The following is a 20,862-nucleotide window of genomic DNA, read 5'->3' on the forward strand; positions in this document are numbered from 1 at the left end:
GCGCGCCGGCGCGGGCAGCCGCGCCCGCGTCGCCACGCCGCGCCCGAGTTGACTTACCCGCCTGCCGTTCCTACAGTCGACCGTACTTAGCGATCGATCAGTAAGGGGCCCGATGACGGCGCTTTCCGCAGTGGTGACCGGGGCCTCGCGCGGTATCGGCCTGGCCATCGCACAGGCCCTCGCCGCGGACGGATACTGCCTGACACTCTCCGCGCGCAGGCCCGAGGGGCTCGAGCAGGCCGCCGGCGAACTCCGCGAGCGTACCGAAGTGCAGGCCGTCGCCGCGAACCTCGCGAGTGAGGACGACGTGCGGCGGCTCGCCGACGAGCACGCGCGGCGGTTCGACGGGCTCGATCTGCTGGTGCTCAACGCGGGTGTCGGCTTCAACGACCCGATCGCCGAGCAGCCGCTCAAGCAGTACGACCTGATGTTCAACGTCAACCTGCGTGCCCAGTTCATCCTGATCCAGCACGCACTGCCGCTGCTGCGCAAGAGCGCCGCCGCCAACCCCGAGCGTGGCGCGAAGGTCGTGGCGCTCGCGTCGATCACCGGCGTCGCCGCGGAGCCGAAGCTCGGCGTGTACGGCGCCACCAAGGCCGCGCTCATCTCCCTGTGCGAGACGCTCAACCTCGAAGAGTCCGGCCACGGCGTCACGGCCACAGCTCTGTCCCCCGGTTACGTCGACACCGACATGGCGGCCTGGAAACGCGACGAGATCAGCACGATGCTCAAGGCCCAGGACGTGGCCACGCTCGTCCAGGCCGTCTCGCGCCTGTCCGCGAACGCCGTGGTGCCCAACATCGTGCTCGCCCGCGCCGGCGACCAGCTCTGGCGGGCCTGATGGCCAAGCACGACTGGCGCCGCTACGAGCCACTCGACCTGTCCCCCATTCTGACCCACGCGCTCGACGCCTTCTACGAGCAAGGCTTTCACGGCACCGCGGTCCGCGACATCGCGCGCCGCGTCGGGGTCACCGTGCCGGCGCTGTACTACTACTACGAGAACAAGGAAGCCATCCTCGTCACGCTTCTGGAAACGGCCACCAACGACGTGGCCTGGCGCGCCTTCACCGCCGCCGAGGAAGGCGGGGACGCACCGGAAACCCGCTTCGCCAACGTGATCGAGGCGATCGTGCTGCACATGACCCACCGCGTGCGGCTCGCGTCGCTGGATTCCGAGCTGCGCTACCTGCAGCCCGCGAACCGCAAGCACTACGCGGTCACCCGCAAGAAGATCGAGAACCTGCTGACCGGCATCATCAACGACGGCGTGCGCACCGGGACCTTCACCGTCACCGACCCCGCCGAGACCAGCCGCGCGCTGCTGGGCATGTGCCAGGCCATCGCCACGTGGTACCACGACAGCGGGCCGCTGCGCCCGGAGAAACTCGCCGAACGCTACGTCGACATCGCCTCGAAGACCGTGGGACTCGCCTGAAGGGGTATCCATGAACCGCCCGGTCCGCATCGCCAACTTCTCCGGCTATCTCGGTGACCGGTTCACGGCCATCGACGAGGCGGTCGCCGGTGACCCGGTCGACGTGCTCGTCGGCGACTACCTGGCCGAGATCACGCTCGCCGCGCTGGCCGGCCGTCACCGCCAGAACCCGAAGCTGGGCTATGTCGAGTACTTCCTCGACCAGCTGCGCCCCAACCTCCGCGCGCTCGCCGAACGCGGCGTCAAGGTCGTCACCAACGCCGGCGGTTTCCATCCCGAAGGACTCGCCGAGGCCGTCCGGGAACTCGCCGAAGCGGAAGGTGTGCGCGTCACCGTCGCCCACATCGAGGGCGACAACGTCATCTCCCGGCTCGCGACCTACGAGCGTGACGGGCACGCGCTGGAGAACCTCGACACCGGGCGGCCCCTGTCGTCCTGGGGCGTGGAACCGTTGGCGGCCAACGCTTATCTCGGCGGCTGGGGCATCGCGGCGGCCCTGGCCGAGGGCGCCGACATCGTGGTGTGCGGGCGCGTCACCGACGCTTCGCTGACCGCGGGCCCCGCCGCCTGGTGGCACGGCTGGTCGCGCACCGACTGGGACGCCCTCGCCGGGGCCGTCGCCGCCGGGCACATCATCGAATGCGGTTCGCAGGCCGTCGGCGGCAACTTCGCCGGGTTCACCCGGATCGCGAACATGCTCAAGCCCGGTTTCCCGATCGCCGAGATCGCCGCCGACGGCAGCAGCGTGATCACTAAGCACGCCCGCGACGGCGGCGAGGTCACCGTCGACACCGTCACCGCACAGCTGGTGTACGAGATCCAGGGACCGCGCTACCTCAACCCCGACGTCACCGTGCACCTGGACACGGTGCGCCTGAACCAGGAGGGCCGCGACCGCGTCGGGCTCTCGGCGGTGACCGGCTCGCCGCCGCCACCGACCACGAAGGTCGCGGTGTTCGGCCAGCTCGGCTACTCGATCGTGAACACGGTCTTCGTCACCGCGCCCGAGGTGGACGCGAAGATCGACCTGATCCGCGCGCAGATCTCCCAGGACCTGCCCGGGGGCGTCGCGCTCGATGTCACCAGGATCGGCAGTGCCACGACCGATCCCGAAACCCAGTGGGACGCCACCGTCGCGCTGCGCGTCATGGCGACCGCGAAGGACCGGGCGGCACTGGTCGAGCTCAATCTGTCCGGGCGCCTGCTCAGCCTGTACCTGCAAAGCATCCCGGGCTTCTACCACGACGGCGGCGCCAGCATGGCGGGCTCGCCGCGGCCGCGCATCGACTACTGGCCCGCGCTGCTGCCCCTGTCCGTCGTGGACCACCGCGTCGTGCTGCCCGGCGGCAAGACCATCGAGGTCTCCGCGCCGGAGCAGACCGGCATCCAACCACAACCGGTGCATCCCGAGCCCGCGGAAACCGGTGCCGTGCGGCGGACTCGCCGCGCACCGCTGGGCGCGGTCGCCTACGCCCGCAGTGGCGACAAGGGCGGCAACTCCAACGTCGGGGTCTGGACGCCGGACGAGCGCGCGTGGCCGTGGCTGCGGGACACGCTGTCCACAATGGAGCTTCGCAGGCTGCTGCCGGAGGTCAAGGACCTCGACATCGTGCGGCACGAGTTCCCGCACCTGCGCGCGGTGCATTTCGTGCTGCGCGGCCTGCTCGGCACGGGCGGTTCGTCGAACCTGCGGGTCGACCAGGTCGGCAAGGCCGTCGGCGAGTACCTGCGCGCCAAGCACCTGCCGATCCCCGAGGAGCTGCTGACCGATGTCGCTGACTGACCGAGTCGCGAAGGCGGTCGCCAACCCCGCCACCACCGACGAGTTCGAGCCCGGCGCGGAACTGGCCGACGTGCTTGCCGGCATCGGGATGAGCCCGGCCGACACGGGCGGTGAGATCACCTTCCGCGGCGCCGATCCGGTGGTGCCCAGCACCCTGCGCCTCGGCGGTGCCTCCGCCATCGCGCTCGCCGCGAAGTCCGCCGCGATCGCCAAGCTCTGGCGACTGCGCGGCGGCGAGGGCCAGGACATCGCCGTCGACCTGCGGTCCGCGCCGCATCGCCTGTGCCCGTTCTACGACCGCACCTGGGAACTGCTCAACGGCTATCCCGGCGGCTCACCGGCCAATCCCAGCCAGGCACTCGGTTTCCGGTTCTACCGCACCGCCGACGACCGCTGGATGATGCCGCTCAACCCGTACCCGAAAATCAAGATGGCCGCGCAGAAACTGCTCGGCGTGCCCGAGGACGCCGAGGCCGTGGCCACCGCGATCAGCCGCTGGCGCGGGCTGGATCTGGAGAACGCCGCGGTCGAGGCCGGTGCGGTGCTGCCGATGCTGCGCACCGCGGAGGAACTGCTCGCCGAGGCGCACTACCGCGAGGTGCTCGCGGACATGCCGTTGATCGAGATCACCAAGATCGGCGAGTCCGAACCGGAACCGCTACCCGAGGGCGCGCCTGATCCGCTCTCCGGCGTGCGGGCGCTGGGCATGGGCCATGTCATCGCGGGCGCCGGGGTGGGCCGCGCGCTCGCCCTGCACGGCGCGGACGTGCTGAACCTGTGGCGCCCCAACGAGATCGAGCACGACGTCACCTACATCACGGCGAACGTGGGCGTGCGCTCGGCCACGGTCGACCCGTATGCGCACGGGCAGCGGATCCGGGACCTGCTCGCGGGTGCGGACGTCTTCTACGCCAACCGCCGTCCCGGTTATCTGGCGAAGATCGGACTGTCCGAACAGGACGCCGCGGAGCTGCGGCCGGGCATCGTGCACGCCACCGCGTCGCTCAACGGGCGCACCGGCCCGTGGGCCGGCCGCGTCGGCTTCGATCAGTCGGCGGGCAGCCTCGCCGGGATGATGCACCTGGAGGGCGACGGCATCCGGCCTGCCCTGCCGCCGATCCTGGTGGTCAACGACTACATCGTGTCCTGGCTGATGGCCGCCGGGGTCGTGGAGGCGCTGGCCCGCCGGGCGCGCGAGGGCGGCAGCTACCGGGTGCACGTGTCGCTGACACGCGCGGCGCTGTGGATTCTCAGCATGGGCGTGTTCGACAAGACCTACGCCACCGAAATCGCCGGCACCGGCGAGGAACACGCTTATCTCGATCCGGAAACCTTCACGGCTTCGACCCCGCTGGGCGAGTACCAGGGCGTCACCGATCAGGTCCACATGTCGCGCACGCCGGGCCGCTACCCGTTCACGCTGGTGCCGCGCGGTTCGTCGAAAGCGGAATGGCGGTGATCACCAAGGGCAGCCCGGCGTGGAGGTACTTCGGCGACTTCCGCGGCGGCCTGCTCGCCGGGCAGGTGCTGGTGCTGCAGGTGGCGCATCCGGTGGTCGCGGCCGGGGTGCGTGATCACTCGAACTACACCGAGGATCCGTGGACGCGGCTCATGCGCACCGCGGCGTCGCTGTCGATCTACGTCTACGGCGGTCCCGAGGCGGCCCAGTACGAGGCCGACCGGCTGCGCGAGGTGCACCGCCAGTTCCGTGGAACGCGCGAGGACGGGCGCCCCTACTCGGCGCTGGACCCGCACGCCTACGCCTGGGTGCACGCGACGCTGGTGCAGCTCGCCGTCGACGCGCAACGGTTCTACGGCCGCGAGATCGCGCCCGGCGACCTCGAGGTGTACTACGCGCAGATGCGCGAAGTAGGGTGGATGCTGGGCATCAAGGACCACCATATGCCGCCGGACTGGGCGTCGTTTCGCACCTACTACGACGAGACGATCGCCGGTTTCGCACACAACGGCACGATCGGCACGCTGTTCGACACGATCGCGGCGGTACCCAAACCGGTCGCCTGGCTGCCGGATGCCATTTGGAACCGGCTGGCCGGCGCCCAGGGGCGGCTGCAGATGTTCCTCATCGCCGCCACGCTGCCACCTGTCCTGCGCGAGCGTGTCGGTCTGCAGTGGACGGACCGGCGCCAGCGCAGCTTCGACCGGTTCCGCGCGGTCGTTCGGGTCGCGGGCACGCTCGTGCCGCCCACCCTGCGATCGGCCCACGTGCGGGGGCTGGCGGCGCTCAACGTCTGGTACCGGGGCCGCGTCGCCGCCGGGTGAGTAGTGGCGCCCGCTTCAGGAGCTTCCCGCGCACCGATCCCGGGCTCTCACAGCAGGTTGATCTCGTCCAGGCGCCAGTCGTCGCCGGACTTGACCAGGTGCAGGCGCATCCGGCTGCGGTCGACGCGCGGGTCCTTGAGGCTGGTGTTGGTGATGGTCTGGTCGACGAACGCGAGCACGACGGCATGCGTCTCGTCGGAGGCGGTGACCGCGGCGTCGAGCACCGTGCCCTGCGAGGTCGCCTGGTACTGCTTGATCAGCTCCGTGAGCGACTGTGAGGCGTTGCGGTAGTCGGCGGCGAACTTATCCGTCGAATGCGACACGACCTCGTCCAGGTTGGCGGTCGGGTTGCGGTAGTCGTAGGTCGCGATGGCGATCGCGTAGCGTTTGCCCGCGTCCAGCGCGGAAGTGCGTGCCTCATCCATTGTGGACGCCTGCGAGATCCGGAGCCAGGCGAACACGCCACCGGCCGCGAGCACGCAGAACACGACCACCGCGGCCAGGATCCGGCGCAGCACCGTGCGCCGCCGCCGGGGTGGCGGGGTCGCTTCCGGTTCCTCGCCGGACTCGCCGGTGTCGCGCGGGACCGGTGAGGGTTTGGTTTCGACACTGGTCATCAGGGGGTCCCCTTTCCTTGTGTGCCTTGCAGGAGCAGCGAGTACCAGGACCGGGGCCCCAGCACGCTCGGGTCACCGGTGGTGCCCTCATCGCCGCCGACGGCCGCGGTGCCGGCGGGGCGGGGCGCGTTGGCGGCGCCGCGTTGTTCGAGATCGGGCACGTTCCCGGGACAGTTCCACGACGTCTGCGCCTGCCGCGGCCCGGTGTCGGTGGCCGGGCGCCGCTGGGTCGCGTAGTAGCACGCGGGCCCCTGGCTGGCGACGAGGTAGAAGTTCGCGACCCCGTCCTTCTCGATGCCCGCCAGGCCCTGCAGCGTGTCCGGCACCGTCACCAGCAGTTCGTTGAGTGCGGCATCGCGGCTGACGAGTACCTGGCTGGTGCTCACGAGATTGGCGAGCATGGTGGCGACCGCGGGCTGTGCCTGGCGCAGCATCGGCAGCACGGTGCCGGCCAATGGCGGCGCCTGCTCCAGCACCGAGGTCACGGCCGGGGTCTGCCCGCGCAGGGTGTCGGTCAGCTGCCGCAGGTCCGACGTCACGCGCGGAATGTCCATAGTGGAGAACACCTTGGTGCCGGCGACCAGGTTCAGCAGCGTGGGCTGGTTGCGTTCCAGCGCGTCCAGCAGGGGCCCGGCGCTGTTCAGGATCGCCTGCAGATCCCCGGTGCTGCCGGACAGCGCGGTGGCCACCTCGTTGGCCACGGTCGCCACGTCGCGCGTGTCGATGGTGCTCGCGAGGTCGGAGAAGTGCTGCAGCAGCGTTTCCAGCGGCAAGGGACGGCTCGTGTTCTCGCTGGCGATGACGCTGCCGTCGTGAAGGTAGGGCCCGCGGTCGTCGGCGGGCCGCAGGTCGAGGTTGAACAGGGCCATCGGGGTTTGCATGCTGACCACGGCGCGGCTGGATGCCGGGATCCGCACGCCCTGGCGCAGGCTCAGCTCGACCGCGACACCCTCGGGCACGATCCGGGTGGCCGACACCGTCCCGACCGACACGCCGCGGTAGGTCACCGCGGACGTCGGCGTGATCCCGCCGGTTTCGGGCATGCGCACGGTGACGTGGTAGCTGCCGCCGATGGGGTTCGCGGCGAAGACCCGCAGCCCGACGTAGGCGGTGCAGGCGACGGCGACGACGGCGAACAACACGAGCTGCACGATGGTGGAGCGGGAGAGGCCGCGCATCAGCGTGTCCCCCTCGCCAGGAAGTCGGTCAAGGTCTGGGGCGGCTGCCCGGCCGGTGGTGGCGGCTGGCCGGTCAGCACCGGCAGCAGCGTGTTCGGGATGTCGAGCGTGCCGACCAGGTTGAGGTAGTCGCCGGGCACCGCCTTGGCGATCTTGTCCTGGAACGGCGCGAGTTTCGCGAGCGTGTCGCCGAGCTGACGGTCCATCCCGGCCACCTGGTCGAGCAGCGGCCGCATGTCGTGCACGAGACCGAGCACCTCGTCTTCGGTCTTGCCCAGCACGTCCTGGGTCACGGTGCTCAGGGTGGTGACGCGGCCGAGCAGGGTCTCGAAGTCGCCGCGTTCGCCGATGAGCACCTGCAGTGCCGGGGTGATCCTGGTCAGTCCCGCCTCGATCGTCGCGCGTTCGCTGGTGGCGGTTTTGGCCAGCGTGTCGAGCGAGTCGAGGGTGTGGGTGATCTCCCCGCGGTGCGCGTCGACCCCGGCCAGCAGGCGGTCGAGCCGGCCGAACAGGTCCCGGATCTCGCCGGTGCGCCCGCCGAGCGCGGTGTTGGCCTCGGCGACGACCGTGCGGGCCTGTTCCAGTCCGGCGCCGTTGAGGGTGGTGCCCACGGCGGCGAGCAGGTCCTCCACGGAAGGGCCACGCGAGGTGTCGGTGACCGGGATGGTGCCGCCGTCGCCGAGATAGTCCTGTCCCTGCCCTGGCGGCGTGGTCAGTGCGATGAACTCCTCACCCAGCGCGGAGGTCACCTGCAGTTCGGCGTGCGTCCCCCTCGGCAGCTTGACGTCCTGGCGCACCGCGATCGTGACCCGGGCCTGGAAGTCCTTGGCCTGCAACGCGCTCACCCGCCCGACGACGGCCTGCCCGAGGTGCACCTTGCCGCCGATGGGCAGGTTGGAGGCGTCGTCGAACACGACGGTGAGGTGGTAGGAGTCGCCCTCGGGGGCGCGCCCGACCGGCAGGTCCTGGAAGCTGCAGCCGCACAGCGCGAACGCGAGCGCGGCCACCCCGATCCGCCGCCTCATCGCCCGCCTCCCAGCACCGAGCCGAGCCCGAGGGCGGAGGTCACGTCGGGCGGGAACGGGATCGGGTTCACCACACCGGGCCCGCTGCACAGCGGGATCGGGAACTTCTCGCACAGCTGCTGCGCGGCGGGGAACTGCGAGAGGTTGGTGGAGACGTCCAGCCGGATCCGCAGCCGGTGATCGGGCGTGAGCGCACGGCCGAAGTTGCCGAACGCCAGCGGCGCGGTGTCCAGCACCTCGGTCAGCGACCGCTGGTGTACCAGGATCGTGTTGGTGAGCTGGGTGAGCCGGTCCAGATCGGTCATCAGCGGCTGCCCCTGCCGGTGCACCAGGCCGGCCACCCGGGTGAGCACATCGGACAGTTGCGACAGCGCCGAACCGATCGCGTCGCGCTGCTGGTCGAACATGTCCGCGGCCTGTCCCACCTCACGCGTGACGTTGTCCACCGTTGACTTGTTGTCCGTGACGATCCGCACGAGCGTGTCGAGCGAGTCCAGCAGGGCGGTGATGTCGCCGGTGTGCCCGCCGAGCAGGCTGGAGGCCTGGGCGATGTCCCGCACCGCGTCCCGCACCCGCTGCCCGTTGCCGTCGAGCAGGGCCGCACCCGTGTGCAGCGCCTGTCCCGCCGTGGGTCCCAGCGCGGTGAGCACCGTGTCCAGCGAGGCCGACAGCTGGTCCCAGCTCAACGGCGCATGCGTCCGCTGCACCGGGATCGTCGGTGCGTCGCCCGCGGTGTTCCCGCCGCGGTAGGCGCTCAGCTCGACGTACTTCTCGCTGATCACCGACGGATTGACGATCCAGGCCTCCACAGTGGAGGGAAGCTGGGTGTCGGCGGGCAGCGTCATGTCCACCCGCACCGTGCCGCCCTCGGGCGTCACCGTGGTCACCGTGCCGACCGGAACGCCTAGGATCGTCACCTTGTTGCCGGGAAACACGCCGTCGGCCTGGGTGAACTCGGCCGTCACGTGCAGCGCCGGCGTGCCGCGGAAATACCACAGGCCCCCGGCGGCGAGCAGCAGCACGACCACCACCGCCGCGGCGATCCGGTACCTCATTTGCACCCCCTCGCCAGGCCGGCGACACACAACAGGTTGTCCGGCAGCGGCCCGGCCGGGCCGGCCACGTCGGCCCAGTTGCCGTTCCCGGTCGCGTTGGCCAGGTAACGGGCGGTGGGGGCGAGCTTGTCGATCGCGGCACCCAGGTTCTGCTCACTCGCCGACAACGTGCCCGTCAGCCCGTGCAACTGCGCCAGCAGTCCCTCGACCTGCGGCCCGTCGTCACGCAGCAGCGCATCGGCGGTGCCGGTCAGCTCGTTGAGATCCGAGATCAGCTGGGACAGGGCGGTGCGGCGGTCGATCAGCGTGCGCAGCACCAGATCCGCGTTGCCCAGCAACGACACCAGGGTGTCCTTCTGCGCGACCAGCGTGCCCGTCACCTGCTGCGCCCCGGTGAGCAGCCGCGAGATCTCCTGGTCGTTCTCGGCGAGCACGCCGGTGACCGCGCTGACGCCGTCGAGCGCCTGCGAAAGCTGCCCGGGATCCTTCGGCGCCACGTCGATCAGGGTCTGCATCATCTGCCGCAGCTGGTCCAGGTTCAGCTGCTGCGTCGTTTGCTGCGCCTGCCTGCCCAGATCGTCGAGCAGGTACGGCACCGAGGTCCGCTCGAGCGGGATAGTGTCACCGGCGTGCATCTGTCCGGGCCCGCCGGGTTCGACGCTCAGATACCGGCGCCCCAGCACGGTCATCAGCTTCACCGAGGCGCGGGTCGCGGTCCCGAGCGGAACCGCGGAATCCAGCCGGAAGCTCACCTCGACCCGGTCCCCCGCGAGCCGCACCCCGGTGACGCGCCCGGCCGGAACACCGGCCACATACACCGGATCGTCCTGTTTCAGCCCGCTCGCGTTCGCGACCACGGCGTGGAAGTCATCGGTCTTGGCCTGGAAGATCAGGCCCGGCACGAACAGCGCCGCCGCCAGCAGCGCGACCGCGACCGCCGCCGCGATCAGCCCGGTGCGCACGGGATTGCTTCCGCCCCAGTTCATCGGCACACCTGCGAATGCGGCCCGCCGGAGAGGTCGATCTCACCGAGCGGCCCGGTGTCGAGGTTGAGGTTGCAGACGTAGATGTTGACCCACCCGCCGTAGTCCAGCGCACGGTCGAGGTTGTCCAGCAAGGCGGGCGCCCGTCCCACCGCGTCGGTGAACGCGGCCGAGTTGTGGGTGAACGTGGTCGCCGCGCCGGTCAGCGAGTCGAGCAGGGGCCGCAGCTCCGGGCGGATCTTGTCCACCGCGCCGGACAGGGTTCCGGCGAGCGTGGTGCCCGCGTCGATCGCGTCGGCGATCTGACCCCGGTCCTGCGCCAGACCCGTGACCAGCGTGTTCAGCGAGCCCAGAAGCTGCTGGAAATCCGTGCGGTGCGTGAGGCTGAAATCGACCAGCGAGTTGAGGTTGGTCAGCACGCTGGAGAGCACCGCGCGGCGCGAGACGAGCTCCTGGGTGACCGAGATCGTGTGCGTGAGCAGGCTCTGCACGGTGCCGCCCTCGCCCTGGAACAACGCGATGATCTCGCCGGTGAGCTGGTTGACCTGGGCGGGATCGATCGCGTCGAACAGCGGCCGGAAACCGCCCAGCAGCGTGGTCAGATCCACTGCCGGCTGCGTCCGCCCGACGGGCACGCGGGTGCCGGGCACGAGCGCGGGCAGGCCCTGCGGGCCGCTCGGGCCGGGCAGGATCGTCACCACGCGCCCGCCGAGCAGGTCGGCATAGCGGATCGCCAGCCGCACGTCCGCCGGAATGTGCTGGCCGGGGTCGACGTCGAAACCCACCACCGCCTGACCGTGGTCGATCCGGACGTCGCCGACCCGGCCCGCACGCACCCCGCCGATCAGCACATCGGCACCGGACACCAGCCCGGTCGCGTCGGTGAACACCGCCTCGTAATGGTTGCCGTCGAACGGTTTCGTCAGCGTGTTCACCACGACGACACCGCAGAACACCGCCGCCACCAGGAACACGACCAGCCCGATCGAGGTCTTGATCACTTCCCCGTCACCACCGTCGTGCCGCGCAGCAGTGGCGCGAGCAGGACATCGAGCACATCCGGCTGCGGCCCGGTCAGCTGCTCGATCCGCTGCTTCTCTCCGGGGCTGCCGACGGAGCCGACGGTGCCGCCCGGTGGCGTGCCGCCGCAGTTCGGTCCCGCCAGATCGCCGTAACGCGGGCAGTCTTTCGCGGTGTAGGGGTAGGGATCGTCCAGCGTCAGCGGGGCCTTGATCGCCACCCACGGTCCGTGCGAGAACGCGCGGGTCACGGCGGCCAGCAGGTCGCCGAGGTCGCGCACGGTCGCGGGCAGCACACCGGGATGCGCGCTGACGGTGTCCATGACCGACCCGGCGTCGTGCACCAGCGTGATCACCCGGTCCGCGTTGTCCACCAACGTCGATCCCACGACGTCGCTGGCCTCCGTACCCGCGAGCAGCAGCCGGTGCAGATCGTCCTTCTTGGCCACCAGGGTGTCCGAAAGGGATACCGCGTTGTCGAGTGTGCGGAACAGGTCCGGTGCGCTGCGGGCGAGTTCGTCGCTCAACGTGGACACAGTGGACAGATCGCCCAGCACGGCCTCGGCCAGCGGACCGGCGCCGGTCACCACCTGATGAGCCCGGTCGATCAGGGCGCCCAGCTCGGCGCCCTTGCCCCGGAACGCGTCGGCGACCGCGCCGAGCGCGGCGGAGAGCTCGGCCGGATGCAGGCTGCCCAGCAGGTCGTAGAGCTTGGTCACCGCCGCGTAGAGCTGGGCCGTGGGGGCGCTCTCGTCATGCGGGATCGTGGTTCCCGCACGCAGGCCCGGCGTCGGATCGTCGGCCACGATGTCGACGTACTGGTCGCCGAACAGCGTGCGCGGCAGGATCCGCGCCTTCGCCGCCGCGGGCAGCATCTGCGGCGAGGGCACGTCCAGGGTGACCGTCGAACTGTCCTTCCCGGGTTCGACGTCGGCGACGGTGCCGACGATCACGCCGCGATACTGCACCTGCGACTGCGCGCGCAGCGGGCCCGCCGACGCGGGCACGACGAGCGTCAGCTCCGGCTCGCCGTGGAAGGCGCCGGAACGGTAGGCGATCGCGCAGACCGTCGCGCCCACCAGGACGACCACCCCGATCAGGCCGAGTGCGGCCAGCCGTAGCTCCTTCGTCATTGCGGCGCCATCCCCGGAAGCGTCTGGTGCAGGCCCCACAGCAGGATCGTCAGCACGACGTCCGCGGTCATGATCAGCACGATGCTGGTGCGCAGCGCCCGCCCCGCCGCGCGGCCGACGCCTTCGGGGCCACCACTGGCGAAGAAACCGTGGTAGCAGTGCACGAGCGTGACGATGCCGGCGAAGAACACCGCCTTGAGCAAGGAATACAGCACGTCCTGGGGCGGCAGGAACAGCGAGAAGTAGTAGTCGTAAGTACCCGAGGACTGCCCGTTGAGGTTGACCACGGTGATCCCGGTGGCCACATAGGACGCGAACAGCCCGACCAGATACAGCGGCACCACGGCGATGAACGCGGCGAGCATCCTGGTGGTCACCAGGAACGACACCGGCGGCACGCTCATCGACTCCAGTGCGTCGACCTCGTCGGAGATCCGCATGGCGCCCAGTTGCGCGGTGAACCCGGTGCCCACTTTCGTGGCGAGCGCGATGCTGGCCACGATCGGCGCCAGCTCCCGTGTGTTCGCCACCGCGGACATCACCCCCGCCAGCGGGGAGAGGCCGACGAGGTCCAGCCCGCGGAAGCCCTCGATGCCGACCTGTGTGCCGGCCACGAACGACATCGCGAAGATCACGCCGACCGTGCCGCCACCGGCGAGGATCGCCCCCGAACCGAAACTGATCTCCGCGGTCAGCCGCATCACCTGACGCCAGTACCGCTTGAGCGTGCGGGGCACGGCGAACACCGCGCCGACGTAGAACGCGAACTGCTGACCGATCCGCACCAGCTGGCCGAAGCCGCCGCGCCCCACGGTGCGCACGAGGTGCACGGTCATCGGTACTCCCCCTTGGCCGGCACGAACAACGGGAAGAGCTGGCTGATCACCGCGTTGGCGATGAACACCAGAATGAACGCCAGCACCACCGCCTCGTTGACGGCGTTGCCCACCCCCTGCGGCCCCGCGCGCACCGTCAGCCCCTTGTAGCTGGCCACGATCGCCGACACCAGACCGAACACCGCCGCCTTGAACTCCGCCGACACGAAGTCGGTCACCGACGCGAACTGGGTCAGCGTGCCGAGGAAACTGCCCGGGCTGCCGTCGAGCACGTAGACGTGGAAGATCAGGCTCGCCCCGATGCCCACCACCATCACCAGCGCGCCGAGCAGCACGGTGATCAGGATCGCGGCGAGCACCCTCGGCACCACCAGCCGCGACACGGTCGACACGCCCATCACCTCCAGCGCGTCGATCTCCTCGCGGATCTTGCGCGAGCCCAGATCCGCGGTGATCGCCGAACCGCCGACGCCCGCGATCATCAGCGCGCACACCAAAGGCGCGGCCTGCCCGATGATCAGGAACGCCACGATCGCGCCGCCGTAGGCTTCCGCGCCGATCTGGGCGGCGAGCGAACCGACGTTGAGCGCGACCGCGACGCCGAACGGGATCATCACCAGCACCGACGGCAGCGTGGTCACCGATGCCATGAACCACAGCTGCGAGATCGACTCCCGCAGCGAGATCTCACGCCTGACCACGGCCACGACCAGCGCGCGGATCGTGTACCAGGAAAACGCGAGCAGGTCCCCGGCCTCGAACATCGCCTGCCCGAGCGGCCCGCGAACACGGCCGTCACCGGCCCTCGAAGCCATGCGCATCTCCTGCCAACGCTGGTCATGGAAGCGGCTATGTTAACGACGAATCGCCAACTGGTCTAGCCAACGAGCAGGGTTGCCGCGAGATACGCGGTCGGTTCGACACCGACCATGTCCGGCCGCCACCGGGCGAGGTCGGCGATGACGTTGAGCGCGGCGTGCACGCGGTAGCGGTGCTGCGCGGCCGGCCCCGGGGCGGTCTCACTCGTGAGCTCGACCCAGATGTCGACGTGCCGCCGCTGCGCGACGTGCAAGGCGTGGCGGTCGGCCTGCGGCAGGTTGACGTCCTGGGACAGATAGACCGACACCAGGTCGGCCTGCGCGAAGGACAGTCCGACGTAGGCGGCGATCAGCGCCTCCAGCGCCTCGGCGGCGGTGCCGGCGCCGGCCAGCGCGTCGGCCGTGGCGACCTCGAGCCGGGCGGCGGCGCGGTGACACGCGGCCGCGAGCAGGTCGGCCTTGCTGGGAAAATGCTTGTACACACTGGAGGCGTTGATCCCCGCGGCCGCGCCGATGTCGCCCATGCTGACGTCGTGGTAGCCGTCGCGATGGAACAGCCGGACGGCCTCGCTGATCAGGCGCTCGCGGCGGGGCAGCACGTCCGAGGCCGGCTCGGTGCCGATTCTGGTCCCGGCCGCGGGCAGGTCCCTGGCCTGCAGAATCGCGCGGCATGCGCCCAGCAGCGTGGCACGCGTCCTGGTGGGCGCGAGCCGCGCGTGGTGGGTCGACGGGCTGGCCATCACGCTCAGCCCCGCTCGCACCAGCAGGTGCGCCTCGTCCTTGCTCAGCTCCGGGCGCGCCTCGCGCAGCAGATCGCGCAGCCTGCGCAGCGCCGCGGACAGCCGCTCACCGGCGCCGGCGCGCTCGTCGTCGGTGAGGTGGCGGCCTTCCCACTGGTAGAGCCGGGCGACGGCGCGGCGCTTGAGGGTCAGCTCGAGCAGCGCCGCGAACGTCGCCGCGAGTCGTTCGAACGGTTCGCCCGGCACGTTCACGCCACGGTCCACGGTGTCCACCATTTCGGCGCACATGCGCTGCACGGCGTCGGCGAGCAGGTCGCGCTTGGTGCGGAAGTGCCGGTAGATGGCCGGGCCCGTGATGCCGACGGCGTCGGCGATGTCGTCGATGCCGACGTTGTGGTAGCCCCGCGCGCAGAACAACTCGGCCGCGGCGAGCACGATCTGCTCCGCCCGGTTGCGGGGGCGCGTTCCCTCGGCTTGCCGCATGGGCGCAGTCTACCCACAGAAGTTAACCACCGTTCGCCACAATTCCGGCTTGGCGCGCAGCCGTGCCACGGATACGATCCGGACGTGTGCGTGACGAGGAGGAGCCGCCGATGGCTCACGGGGCGTGGCGGGCGGCCGGAAGTCGTACTCGACAAGATGCCCAAGGCTGAAGGAGGTCTTCGATGACCGGATACTGGCTACGCCGGATACAGCGACTGGATCCCGTGCACGACGCACACGAGATCTACCGGATCTCCATCGGTTACGAGTTCCCGTGGGACTACCAGCGGGCGCTGGAGTTCGCGCTGTTCCGCACCTACTGCGTGCCCAGTATTTCCCGGCTGCTCGCCGTCACGCGCGAGTTCGAGCTCCGGCCGCAGCGCCGGTACGACGACACGGCACTGCTGATGGCCGAGATCGCCGAGCACGGCCCGGCCTCGGAACGCGGGCGCGCGGCGATCGGCGTCGTCAACCGGATGCACGGCCGGTACCGGATCAGCAACGACGACATGCTCTACGTGCTGTCGACGTTCGTCTACGACCCGATCACCTGGATCGACGCCTTCGGCTGGCGGCCGTTGCACGAGCACGAACGGCAGGCCGCGTACAACTATTTCCACGAGGTCGGCCGCCTCATGGGCATCAAGGACATCCCCGCTAGCTTCGACGCGTTCGCGAAGTTCAAGGACGAGTACGAGCGGGCGAACTTCCGGTACTCCGAGGACAATCACCGCATCGGGACCTACACATTGGACCTGTTCTGCTCGTGGTACCCGAAGCCGCTGCGGCCGGCGGTGTCCGCGGTCGCGCGCAGCCTGCTGGAGCCGCCGATGCTGGAGGCCTTCGGGTTCGCCGTGGCGCCGTCCTGGCTGGGCCCGGCGGTCCGCGCCGCCCTGCGAGCGCGCGCGGTCGCCGAACGCCCACTGCCGGCCCGGCGGAAGTCGCAGCTGCTCAAGCCGGGCGTCATGCGCAGCCGCCGCACCTACCCCGTCGGCCAGCGACCGGAGGATCTCGGCGCCCCCGAGCCCCCGGCCGGGATGGACCCGACCCTGCTGCGCCGCACCCCCACCCGCCGCTGACAGCGATGCCGGTTCCGAGGCCGAACGGTGCCGTGAGGGGCTCCTCCCTCACGGCACCCGCGCATCCTCAGGCGTACAGCGACGAGATGTCCCCCGCATAGCGATCGTGCACGACGCGGCGGCGGATCTTCAGCGTCGGTGTCAGCTCGCCACTCTCCGCCGTCCACGGTTGCGGCAACACGACGTAGGCTTTGATCTGCTCGGCGCGGGCCAGCTGCCCGTTGACCTGCCCGGTCAGCTCGTCCAGCTCCGCACGCACCGCCGGATGTCCTGCCAGGTCAGCGAAACTCCCCGAGATGTCCCGCGCCGAAGCCCACGCGGGGGCGGCCTCCTCGTCCAGGGCGATCAGCGCGGTCAGGTGCGGCTTGCCCTCGCCGATCACGACGGCGTGCCCGACCAGCGGGTGCGCCCGCAACAGGCCTTCGATCTTCGTCGGCGCCACGTTCTTGCCGCTCGAAGTGATGATCAGTTCCTTCTTCCGGTCGGTGATCGTGAGGAAACCGTCCTCGTCGATCGTGCCGATGTCGCCGGTGGCGAGCCAGCCCTCGTCGTCGGTCGCCCGGTCGATCCCGCCGTCGGGGCGCAGGTAACCCAGGAACACGATCGGCCCGCGTACGAAGATCTCGCCGTCCTCGGCGATGCGGACTTCGACACCGGGCAGCGGAACGCCCACGGTACCCGGCTTCGATCTGCCGGGGATGTTCGCGGTCGCGCACCCGGTGGTCTCGCTCATCCCCCACACTTCCAGCACCTCGAGCCCCGCGTCACCGAGGAACTCGCGCACCGGGCCGGGCAACGGCGCCGAACCGCTGCCGGGCCAGGTCAGCCGGTCCAGGCCCAGCTGCGCGAGCACCGTGTCCTTGTCCGCGCCGGTGGCGAGGAACGCCCCAAGGCCGTTGGCGAGCTTCTCCCACACGCGCGGCACGCCGAAGAACGACGGCGGGCGCACGGTGGCCAAAGTGGACACGAGCTCGCTGGTGTCGGCGCAGATGTGCACGTGCGCGGCCTGGTGCAGGGCCCGGTAGATGGCCAGTTCACGTTCGGCGATGTGCGCCAGCGGCAGGTAGGCGATCGCGGGGGCGTGCGGCGGCATCGGCACCAGTTTCGCCAGCGCGACGGCCTCGTACAGCACGTTGTAGTGGCTGAGCACCACCGCTTTCGGATCCCCGGTGGTGCCGGAGGTGTACATCATCCCGACCGGCTCGTGCGGGTCGATCGCCTCGGTCAGCTTCTCGAGAACCTCGGGTTCGGCCGCGTGCCGTCGTGCGCCCTCGGCCCGCACGTCTGCCCAGGACACGAAGCGCTCGTCCTCGGGCAGCCGGACATCGTCGACGACCACGATATGCCGGATCGAGCTGGGCCCGGCCAGGGCCTGCTGCCAGCGGCCGACCTCGTCGGCGCCTTCGAGCACGACCACCGTGGCCCCGGAATGCCGCGCCACGTAGGCGATCTGCTCCGGGCTGAGCGTGTGGTAGGCGGTGCACGGAATCGCGCGCAGATGCGTCGCGCCCAGGTCGGCGAGCCAGTGCTCGAACCGGCTCGTCATCATGATCAGCATCCGCTCCCCCGCCGCCAGGCCGAGCGACTCGAGCCCGCGGGCGATCTCGGCGGCACCGGTGCGCAGCGCCGACCAGGTGAGCGTCCGCGTGCCCGCGGTCAGCGCCGGGCTGTCCGGATAGTCCTCCGCGTTGCGCCTGAGCAGGCCAGGAACGGTCAGCGCGGCGGCCTCCGCTGCGCATTCTTCGGCAAGGTTCATCGTCGCTCCTTCGCGAACGGTTTGCGACATAACCAGTGTTACGTATCATGCGTTACGTAACAAGAGTTATGATCAAGAGAGGCCGCCATGCCGCGCCGGGTACGGGATCCACAGTCGAGGGACCAGCTCGTCGATGCCGCGTGGCGGCTCGTCGCCCAGCAGGGTCCGAACGCGACGACGCTGCGCGGCGTGGCCGCGGAGGCAGGCGTGACCACCGGCTCGGTGACGCACTACTTCGAGGACAAGGCCGCGCTGATGGAAGCCGTGCTGCGGCACAACGGCGCGGTCGCGTCCGCGCGCGTGGTGGGCGCGGTGGGCCGCAAGCGCGGCCTCGCGGCGGCCGAGCAGGCCGTGTTCGCGCTGCTGCCGCTGGACGAGACACTGTTCCGCTGCTGGCAGGTGTGGCTGGCGTTCTGGTCGCACGATCCGGGACCGGTGCGCGAAGGCGGTTTCCTCGAGGGCTACCGCGAGTGGGCCACCCAGCTGGGACAGTACCTGAAAGAGGCGGTCGAGGACGGCGAACTGCGGCCGGACCTGGACGTGCGCCACGAGATCAGCGTGCTCGGCACGCTCGTCGCGGGGATCGGCCTGCTGGCCGGCTCCGACGAGACCGGGCGCACCCAGATGCGCCGCCGCGCGCGGCGTATCTTCGGCGAGCATTTCCAAGCCCTCGCCGCGCGGGTATGACACCGGCCCGGCGCCGCAGGGACGCCGGGCCGGTGCGGCTCAGCCGTGGCAGTGCTTGCCCGTGGTGGGCGGCACGTCCAGGGTGGGGTTGCGGTCGAAGAAACCGACCGGCTTGAGCTTGAACCCGGCGTAGTCCACGGGCATCACGGGCCAGTCCTCCGGGCGCGGGAAGTGCGTGAGCCCGAAGGTGTGCCACACGACGATGTCCGTGCCGTCCACAGTGGAATCCGCTGCGGTCCATTCGGGAAGGCCGGCACCACCGGGGTGCTGGTTGACCAGGTCACCCGCCGGGTAGCGCTGCGCCGCGTCGTAGGGCGTCACCCACAGATGTTTCGTCGCGAACGTGGCCCGCGCGTGGATGGAGGACGACTCGTCCGCCAGCAGTGTCGGCTGCCCCTCCGGATGGAGCGCGTACGCGACGGGGTGGCCGAAGCGGTTCGTGCTGCGGGGGTTCACGATCTGCCACACGCGGGCCCTGCCGTTGTCGGCCACCCGCGCCGCGGTGGACGTGGTGGACAGCCGGGTGCGCGACTCGCGGAAGGCGTTGCCGTACGGGTTGTCCGGGCCCACCGGGACCCGCAGCGCCTCCACCTCGTCGACGGCGTTGCACTGGCCGTCGACCGACATGTCCAGCCGCGCGCAGAACAGGTGCTGGTGATAGGGCGCCCCGAGCCCGGGCGCGACCTCGGTGGCGTAGGCGTGTCCCTCCGGCGGGTAGGCGGAGGTGAACGTGATGCCGGTGGCCTTGGCCTCCAGCTCGATCGTCCCGTCGAGGTAGAGATACCAGTAGAACCCGTAGTCGTAGTTGCCGATCGTGGTGAAGAACGAGATCACCAGCCGCCGCTGCCGCCGCGTCTCGTGCGAACCGGCGAACATGTCGCTGTGCTTCCACAGCACGCCGAAGTCCTCTTCGTGCATGCAGATCGCGTTGCGGATCACCCGCGGCGCGCCGAGGTCGTCGGCCACCGTGGCGTCGAAGTAGCGGATCTCGCCGAGGCAGTCACAGCCCAGTTCGAGCGAGTTGGTGTACCGCGCGAACATGTACTCGCCGCAGTCGAAGTAGTTCTGCCAGAACCGCACGGGCGAGGGATCGGCGTAGGGCACGACCATCTCCGCGACCGACGCCCGGTACATGACCGGCCGGTCGTGGAACGAGATCTGGTGCAGCGTCAGCCCCTCACGCTCGTTGAAACCGAGCCGCAGATCCCAGTTCTCCCAGCGCACCCGGTACCCGTCGACGGTGAAGCTCGGGCCCTCGGGCTGGGTGATCTCGATCGGCTTCAGCGAGGTCCGGTACGGCCCGGTCTGCGCCGGATCGTCGAAGTTGCCCGGGTCCCGCGGCACCGCGAACTCGCGGTGGTCGATCACCTTCGTCACGCTCCGCGCGGTGAGGTCCACATAGGCCACCAGCCCGTCCACCGGATGCGCCCACGGGTGGTCCTTCTCGTGCAGCTGCTGGAAGCCCAGCGCGCGCACGACCCGGCGCCCGGCCTCCTCGGGATGGTCGTACGCGCCCGCCGACAGCGGGACCGCGCGCACCGTCGCCGGGTCGATACCGCGCCGGCCGAGCGCGGCGCACCATTCCTCGTGCGCGTTGAGAATGTCCTCGATCAGCTCGAACTCGGTGTCGATGATGGGCGGCTGCCCGGACACCGCGGGATCGATCTCGGCACAGATGTCCACAGCGGAACGGGTGGCCGACACCACGACGTCACGGGACGAGCCGGTCGCCAGATCGAGCAGGATCACCCGGAACCGGCGGTCCACTCCGGACCCCGGCGTGAACGCCAGCACCTCGGCCTTGTCCGGTTCCTCCGGCGCGAGGAAGGTGAACCGGACCGTGTCGCCGAGCAGGCCCGCCGCGTCGAGCACGCGGCGCACCTGCGCCACCTCGGCGGTGCTCATCGGGTCGAGCGGATGGGTCGCGGTCACTGCGGGTGCGATGGTCAT

19 protein-coding genes are annotated in these 20,862 nt (G+C 70.3%); 7 read left to right on the plus strand and 12 right to left on the minus strand.

Annotation, left to right across the window (positions count from 1 at the left end; translation table 11 throughout):
- The first annotated feature begins 112 nt into the window (after positions 1-112).
- The 5 genes from HFP15_RS07405 to HFP15_RS07425 are packed head-to-tail and all read left to right on the plus strand — an operon-like array spanning position 113 to position 5,503.
- Positions 113-841, plus strand: coding sequence for an SDR family NAD(P)-dependent oxidoreductase (locus HFP15_RS07405; protein WP_168512846.1), 729 nt, complete (start codon positions 113-115; stop codon positions 839-841).
- Entirely contained in the window at positions 841-1,437 is a 597-nt protein-coding gene (locus HFP15_RS07410; RefSeq protein ID WP_168512848.1) for a TetR/AcrR family transcriptional regulator, read from the plus strand. Before HFP15_RS07405 ends, HFP15_RS07410 begins: the two co-directional genes overlap by 1 nt.
- A 10-nt stretch (positions 1,438-1,447) precedes the next feature.
- A complete protein-coding gene (locus HFP15_RS07415; protein ID WP_168512850.1) occupies positions 1,448-3,220 on the plus strand; it encodes an acyclic terpene utilization AtuA family protein in 1,773 nt (590 codons plus the stop codon).
- Positions 3,207-4,679 (plus strand): CoA transferase, encoded by a 1,473-nt coding sequence (locus HFP15_RS07420; RefSeq protein WP_168512852.1) that lies wholly within the window; start codon positions 3,207-3,209, stop codon positions 4,677-4,679. The genes HFP15_RS07415 and HFP15_RS07420 overlap by 14 nt, the downstream gene beginning before the upstream one ends.
- Positions 4,676-5,503, plus strand: coding sequence for an oxygenase MpaB family protein (locus HFP15_RS07425; protein ID WP_376768858.1), 828 nt, complete (start codon positions 4,676-4,678; stop codon positions 5,501-5,503). The genes HFP15_RS07420 and HFP15_RS07425 overlap by 4 nt, the downstream gene beginning before the upstream one ends.
- A gap of 47 nt (positions 5,504-5,550) precedes the next feature.
- Here HFP15_RS07425 and HFP15_RS07430 read toward each other — a convergent pair whose 3' ends face one another.
- From HFP15_RS07430 to HFP15_RS07475, 10 genes are all read right to left on the minus strand, one after another.
- Complete coding sequence (locus HFP15_RS07430; RefSeq protein WP_168512856.1) at positions 5,551-6,120, minus strand: Rv1363c family protein; 570 nt, start codon at positions 6,118-6,120, stop codon at positions 5,551-5,553.
- Positions 6,120-7,298: an MCE family protein gene (locus tag HFP15_RS07435; RefSeq protein ID WP_168512858.1), complete on the minus strand. Its 1,179-nt coding sequence runs from the start codon at positions 7,296-7,298 to the stop codon at positions 6,120-6,122. The genes HFP15_RS07430 and HFP15_RS07435 overlap by 1 nt, the downstream gene beginning before the upstream one ends.
- Positions 7,298-8,323 carry an MCE family protein gene (locus HFP15_RS07440; RefSeq protein WP_168512860.1) on the minus strand — a complete coding sequence of 342 codons (1,026 nt, stop codon included), beginning with the start codon at positions 8,321-8,323 and terminating at the stop codon, positions 7,298-7,300. The genes HFP15_RS07435 and HFP15_RS07440 overlap by 1 nt, the downstream gene beginning before the upstream one ends.
- Positions 8,320-9,378 (minus strand): MCE family protein, encoded by a 1,059-nt coding sequence (locus HFP15_RS07445; RefSeq protein WP_168512862.1) that lies wholly within the window; start codon positions 9,376-9,378, stop codon positions 8,320-8,322. Before HFP15_RS07445 ends, HFP15_RS07440 begins: the two co-directional genes overlap by 4 nt.
- Complete coding sequence (locus tag HFP15_RS07450) at positions 9,375-10,364, minus strand: MCE family protein (protein ID WP_210716831.1); 990 nt, start codon at positions 10,362-10,364, stop codon at positions 9,375-9,377. The genes HFP15_RS07445 and HFP15_RS07450 overlap by 4 nt, the downstream gene beginning before the upstream one ends.
- The gene (locus HFP15_RS07455; RefSeq protein WP_168512866.1) at positions 10,361-11,362 is read right to left on the minus strand and encodes an MCE family protein; all 1,002 of its coding nucleotides are present in this window, start codon (positions 11,360-11,362) and stop codon (positions 10,361-10,363) included. The genes HFP15_RS07450 and HFP15_RS07455 overlap by 4 nt, the downstream gene beginning before the upstream one ends.
- Complete coding sequence (locus HFP15_RS07460; RefSeq protein ID WP_168512868.1) at positions 11,359-12,513, minus strand: MCE family protein; 1,155 nt, start codon at positions 12,511-12,513, stop codon at positions 11,359-11,361. Before HFP15_RS07460 ends, HFP15_RS07455 begins: the two co-directional genes overlap by 4 nt.
- On the minus strand, positions 12,510-13,349 hold the full coding sequence (locus HFP15_RS07465; protein WP_168512870.1) for an MlaE family ABC transporter permease: 840 nt from the start codon (positions 13,347-13,349) through the stop codon (positions 12,510-12,512). The genes HFP15_RS07460 and HFP15_RS07465 overlap by 4 nt, the downstream gene beginning before the upstream one ends.
- The gene (locus tag HFP15_RS07470; RefSeq protein ID WP_210716832.1) at positions 13,346-14,164 is read right to left on the minus strand and encodes an MlaE family ABC transporter permease; all 819 of its coding nucleotides are present in this window, start codon (positions 14,162-14,164) and stop codon (positions 13,346-13,348) included. Before HFP15_RS07470 ends, HFP15_RS07465 begins: the two co-directional genes overlap by 4 nt.
- A gap of 62 nt (positions 14,165-14,226) precedes the next feature.
- Positions 14,227-15,390: a TetR/AcrR family transcriptional regulator gene (locus HFP15_RS07475; protein WP_168512872.1), complete on the minus strand. Its 1,164-nt coding sequence runs from the start codon at positions 15,388-15,390 to the stop codon at positions 14,227-14,229.
- 182 nt (positions 15,391-15,572) lie between these two features.
- Between HFP15_RS07475 and HFP15_RS07480 the strand changes: the two genes are divergently transcribed.
- The gene (locus HFP15_RS07480; protein ID WP_168512874.1) at positions 15,573-16,469 is read left to right on the plus strand and encodes an oxygenase MpaB family protein; all 897 of its coding nucleotides are present in this window, start codon (positions 15,573-15,575) and stop codon (positions 16,467-16,469) included.
- A 67-nt stretch (positions 16,470-16,536) separates the two neighbouring features.
- Here HFP15_RS07480 and HFP15_RS07485 read toward each other — a convergent pair whose 3' ends face one another.
- The gene (locus HFP15_RS07485) at positions 16,537-18,225 is read right to left on the minus strand and encodes an AMP-dependent synthetase/ligase (RefSeq protein ID WP_168512876.1); all 1,689 of its coding nucleotides are present in this window, start codon (positions 18,223-18,225) and stop codon (positions 16,537-16,539) included.
- 87 nt (positions 18,226-18,312) lie between these two features.
- Here HFP15_RS07485 and HFP15_RS07490 point away from each other — a divergent pair, with 87 nt between their 5' ends.
- A complete protein-coding gene (locus HFP15_RS07490) occupies positions 18,313-18,912 on the plus strand; it encodes a TetR/AcrR family transcriptional regulator (RefSeq protein WP_168512878.1) in 600 nt (199 codons plus the stop codon).
- 39 nt (positions 18,913-18,951) lie between these two features.
- Here the strand turns inward: HFP15_RS07490 and HFP15_RS07495 are convergent, their stop codons facing one another.
- On the minus strand, positions 18,952-20,862 hold the full coding sequence (locus HFP15_RS07495) for a primary-amine oxidase (RefSeq protein ID WP_168512880.1): 1,911 nt from the start codon (positions 20,860-20,862) through the stop codon (positions 18,952-18,954).

The sequence above is a fragment of the Amycolatopsis acididurans genome (assembly GCF_012328925.1).
Taxonomy (GTDB): Bacteria; Actinomycetota; Actinomycetes; order Mycobacteriales; family Pseudonocardiaceae; genus Amycolatopsis_E; species Amycolatopsis_E acididurans.

Excerpts from the sequence above, each read along its gene's own strand:
- HFP15_RS07460 (WP_168512868.1), bottom strand. The coding sequence starts at position 12,513 with ATGACGAAGGAGCTACGGCTGGCCGCACTCGGCCTGATCGGGGTGGTC.
- HFP15_RS07435 (WP_168512858.1), bottom strand. The coding sequence starts at position 7,298 with ATGCGCGGCCTCTCCCGCTCCACCATCGTGCAGCTCGTGTTGTTCGCC.
- HFP15_RS07490 (WP_168512878.1), top strand. The coding sequence starts at position 18,313 with ATGCCGCGCCGGGTACGGGATCCACAGTCGAGGGACCAGCTCGTCGAT.
- HFP15_RS07430 (WP_168512856.1), bottom strand. The coding sequence starts at position 6,120 with ATGACCAGTGTCGAAACCAAACCCTCACCGGTCCCGCGCGACACCGGC.
- HFP15_RS07415 (WP_168512850.1), top strand. The coding sequence starts at position 1,448 with ATGAACCGCCCGGTCCGCATCGCCAACTTCTCCGGCTATCTCGGTGAC.
- HFP15_RS07495 (WP_168512880.1), bottom strand. The coding sequence starts at position 20,862 with ATGACCATCGCACCCGCAGTGACCGCGACCCATCCGCTCGACCCGATG.
- HFP15_RS07450 (WP_210716831.1), bottom strand. The coding sequence starts at position 10,364 with ATGAACTGGGGCGGAAGCAATCCCGTGCGCACCGGGCTGATCGCGGCG.
- HFP15_RS07470 (WP_210716832.1), bottom strand. The coding sequence starts at position 14,164 with ATGGCTTCGAGGGCCGGTGACGGCCGTGTTCGCGGGCCGCTCGGGCAG.
- HFP15_RS07410 (WP_168512848.1), top strand. The coding sequence starts at position 841 with ATGGCCAAGCACGACTGGCGCCGCTACGAGCCACTCGACCTGTCCCCC.
- HFP15_RS07480 (WP_168512874.1), top strand. The coding sequence starts at position 15,573 with ATGACCGGATACTGGCTACGCCGGATACAGCGACTGGATCCCGTGCAC.
- HFP15_RS07485 (WP_168512876.1), bottom strand. The coding sequence starts at position 18,225 with ATGAACCTTGCCGAAGAATGCGCAGCGGAGGCCGCCGCGCTGACCGTT.
- HFP15_RS07475 (WP_168512872.1), bottom strand. The coding sequence starts at position 15,390 with ATGCGGCAAGCCGAGGGAACGCGCCCCCGCAACCGGGCGGAGCAGATC.
- HFP15_RS07405 (WP_168512846.1), top strand. The coding sequence starts at position 113 with ATGACGGCGCTTTCCGCAGTGGTGACCGGGGCCTCGCGCGGTATCGGC.
- HFP15_RS07440 (WP_168512860.1), bottom strand. The coding sequence starts at position 8,323 with ATGAGGCGGCGGATCGGGGTGGCCGCGCTCGCGTTCGCGCTGTGCGGC.
- HFP15_RS07420 (WP_168512852.1), top strand. The coding sequence starts at position 3,207 with ATGTCGCTGACTGACCGAGTCGCGAAGGCGGTCGCCAACCCCGCCACC.
- HFP15_RS07465 (WP_168512870.1), bottom strand. The coding sequence starts at position 13,349 with ATGACCGTGCACCTCGTGCGCACCGTGGGGCGCGGCGGCTTCGGCCAG.
- HFP15_RS07445 (WP_168512862.1), bottom strand. The coding sequence starts at position 9,378 with ATGAGGTACCGGATCGCCGCGGCGGTGGTGGTCGTGCTGCTGCTCGCC.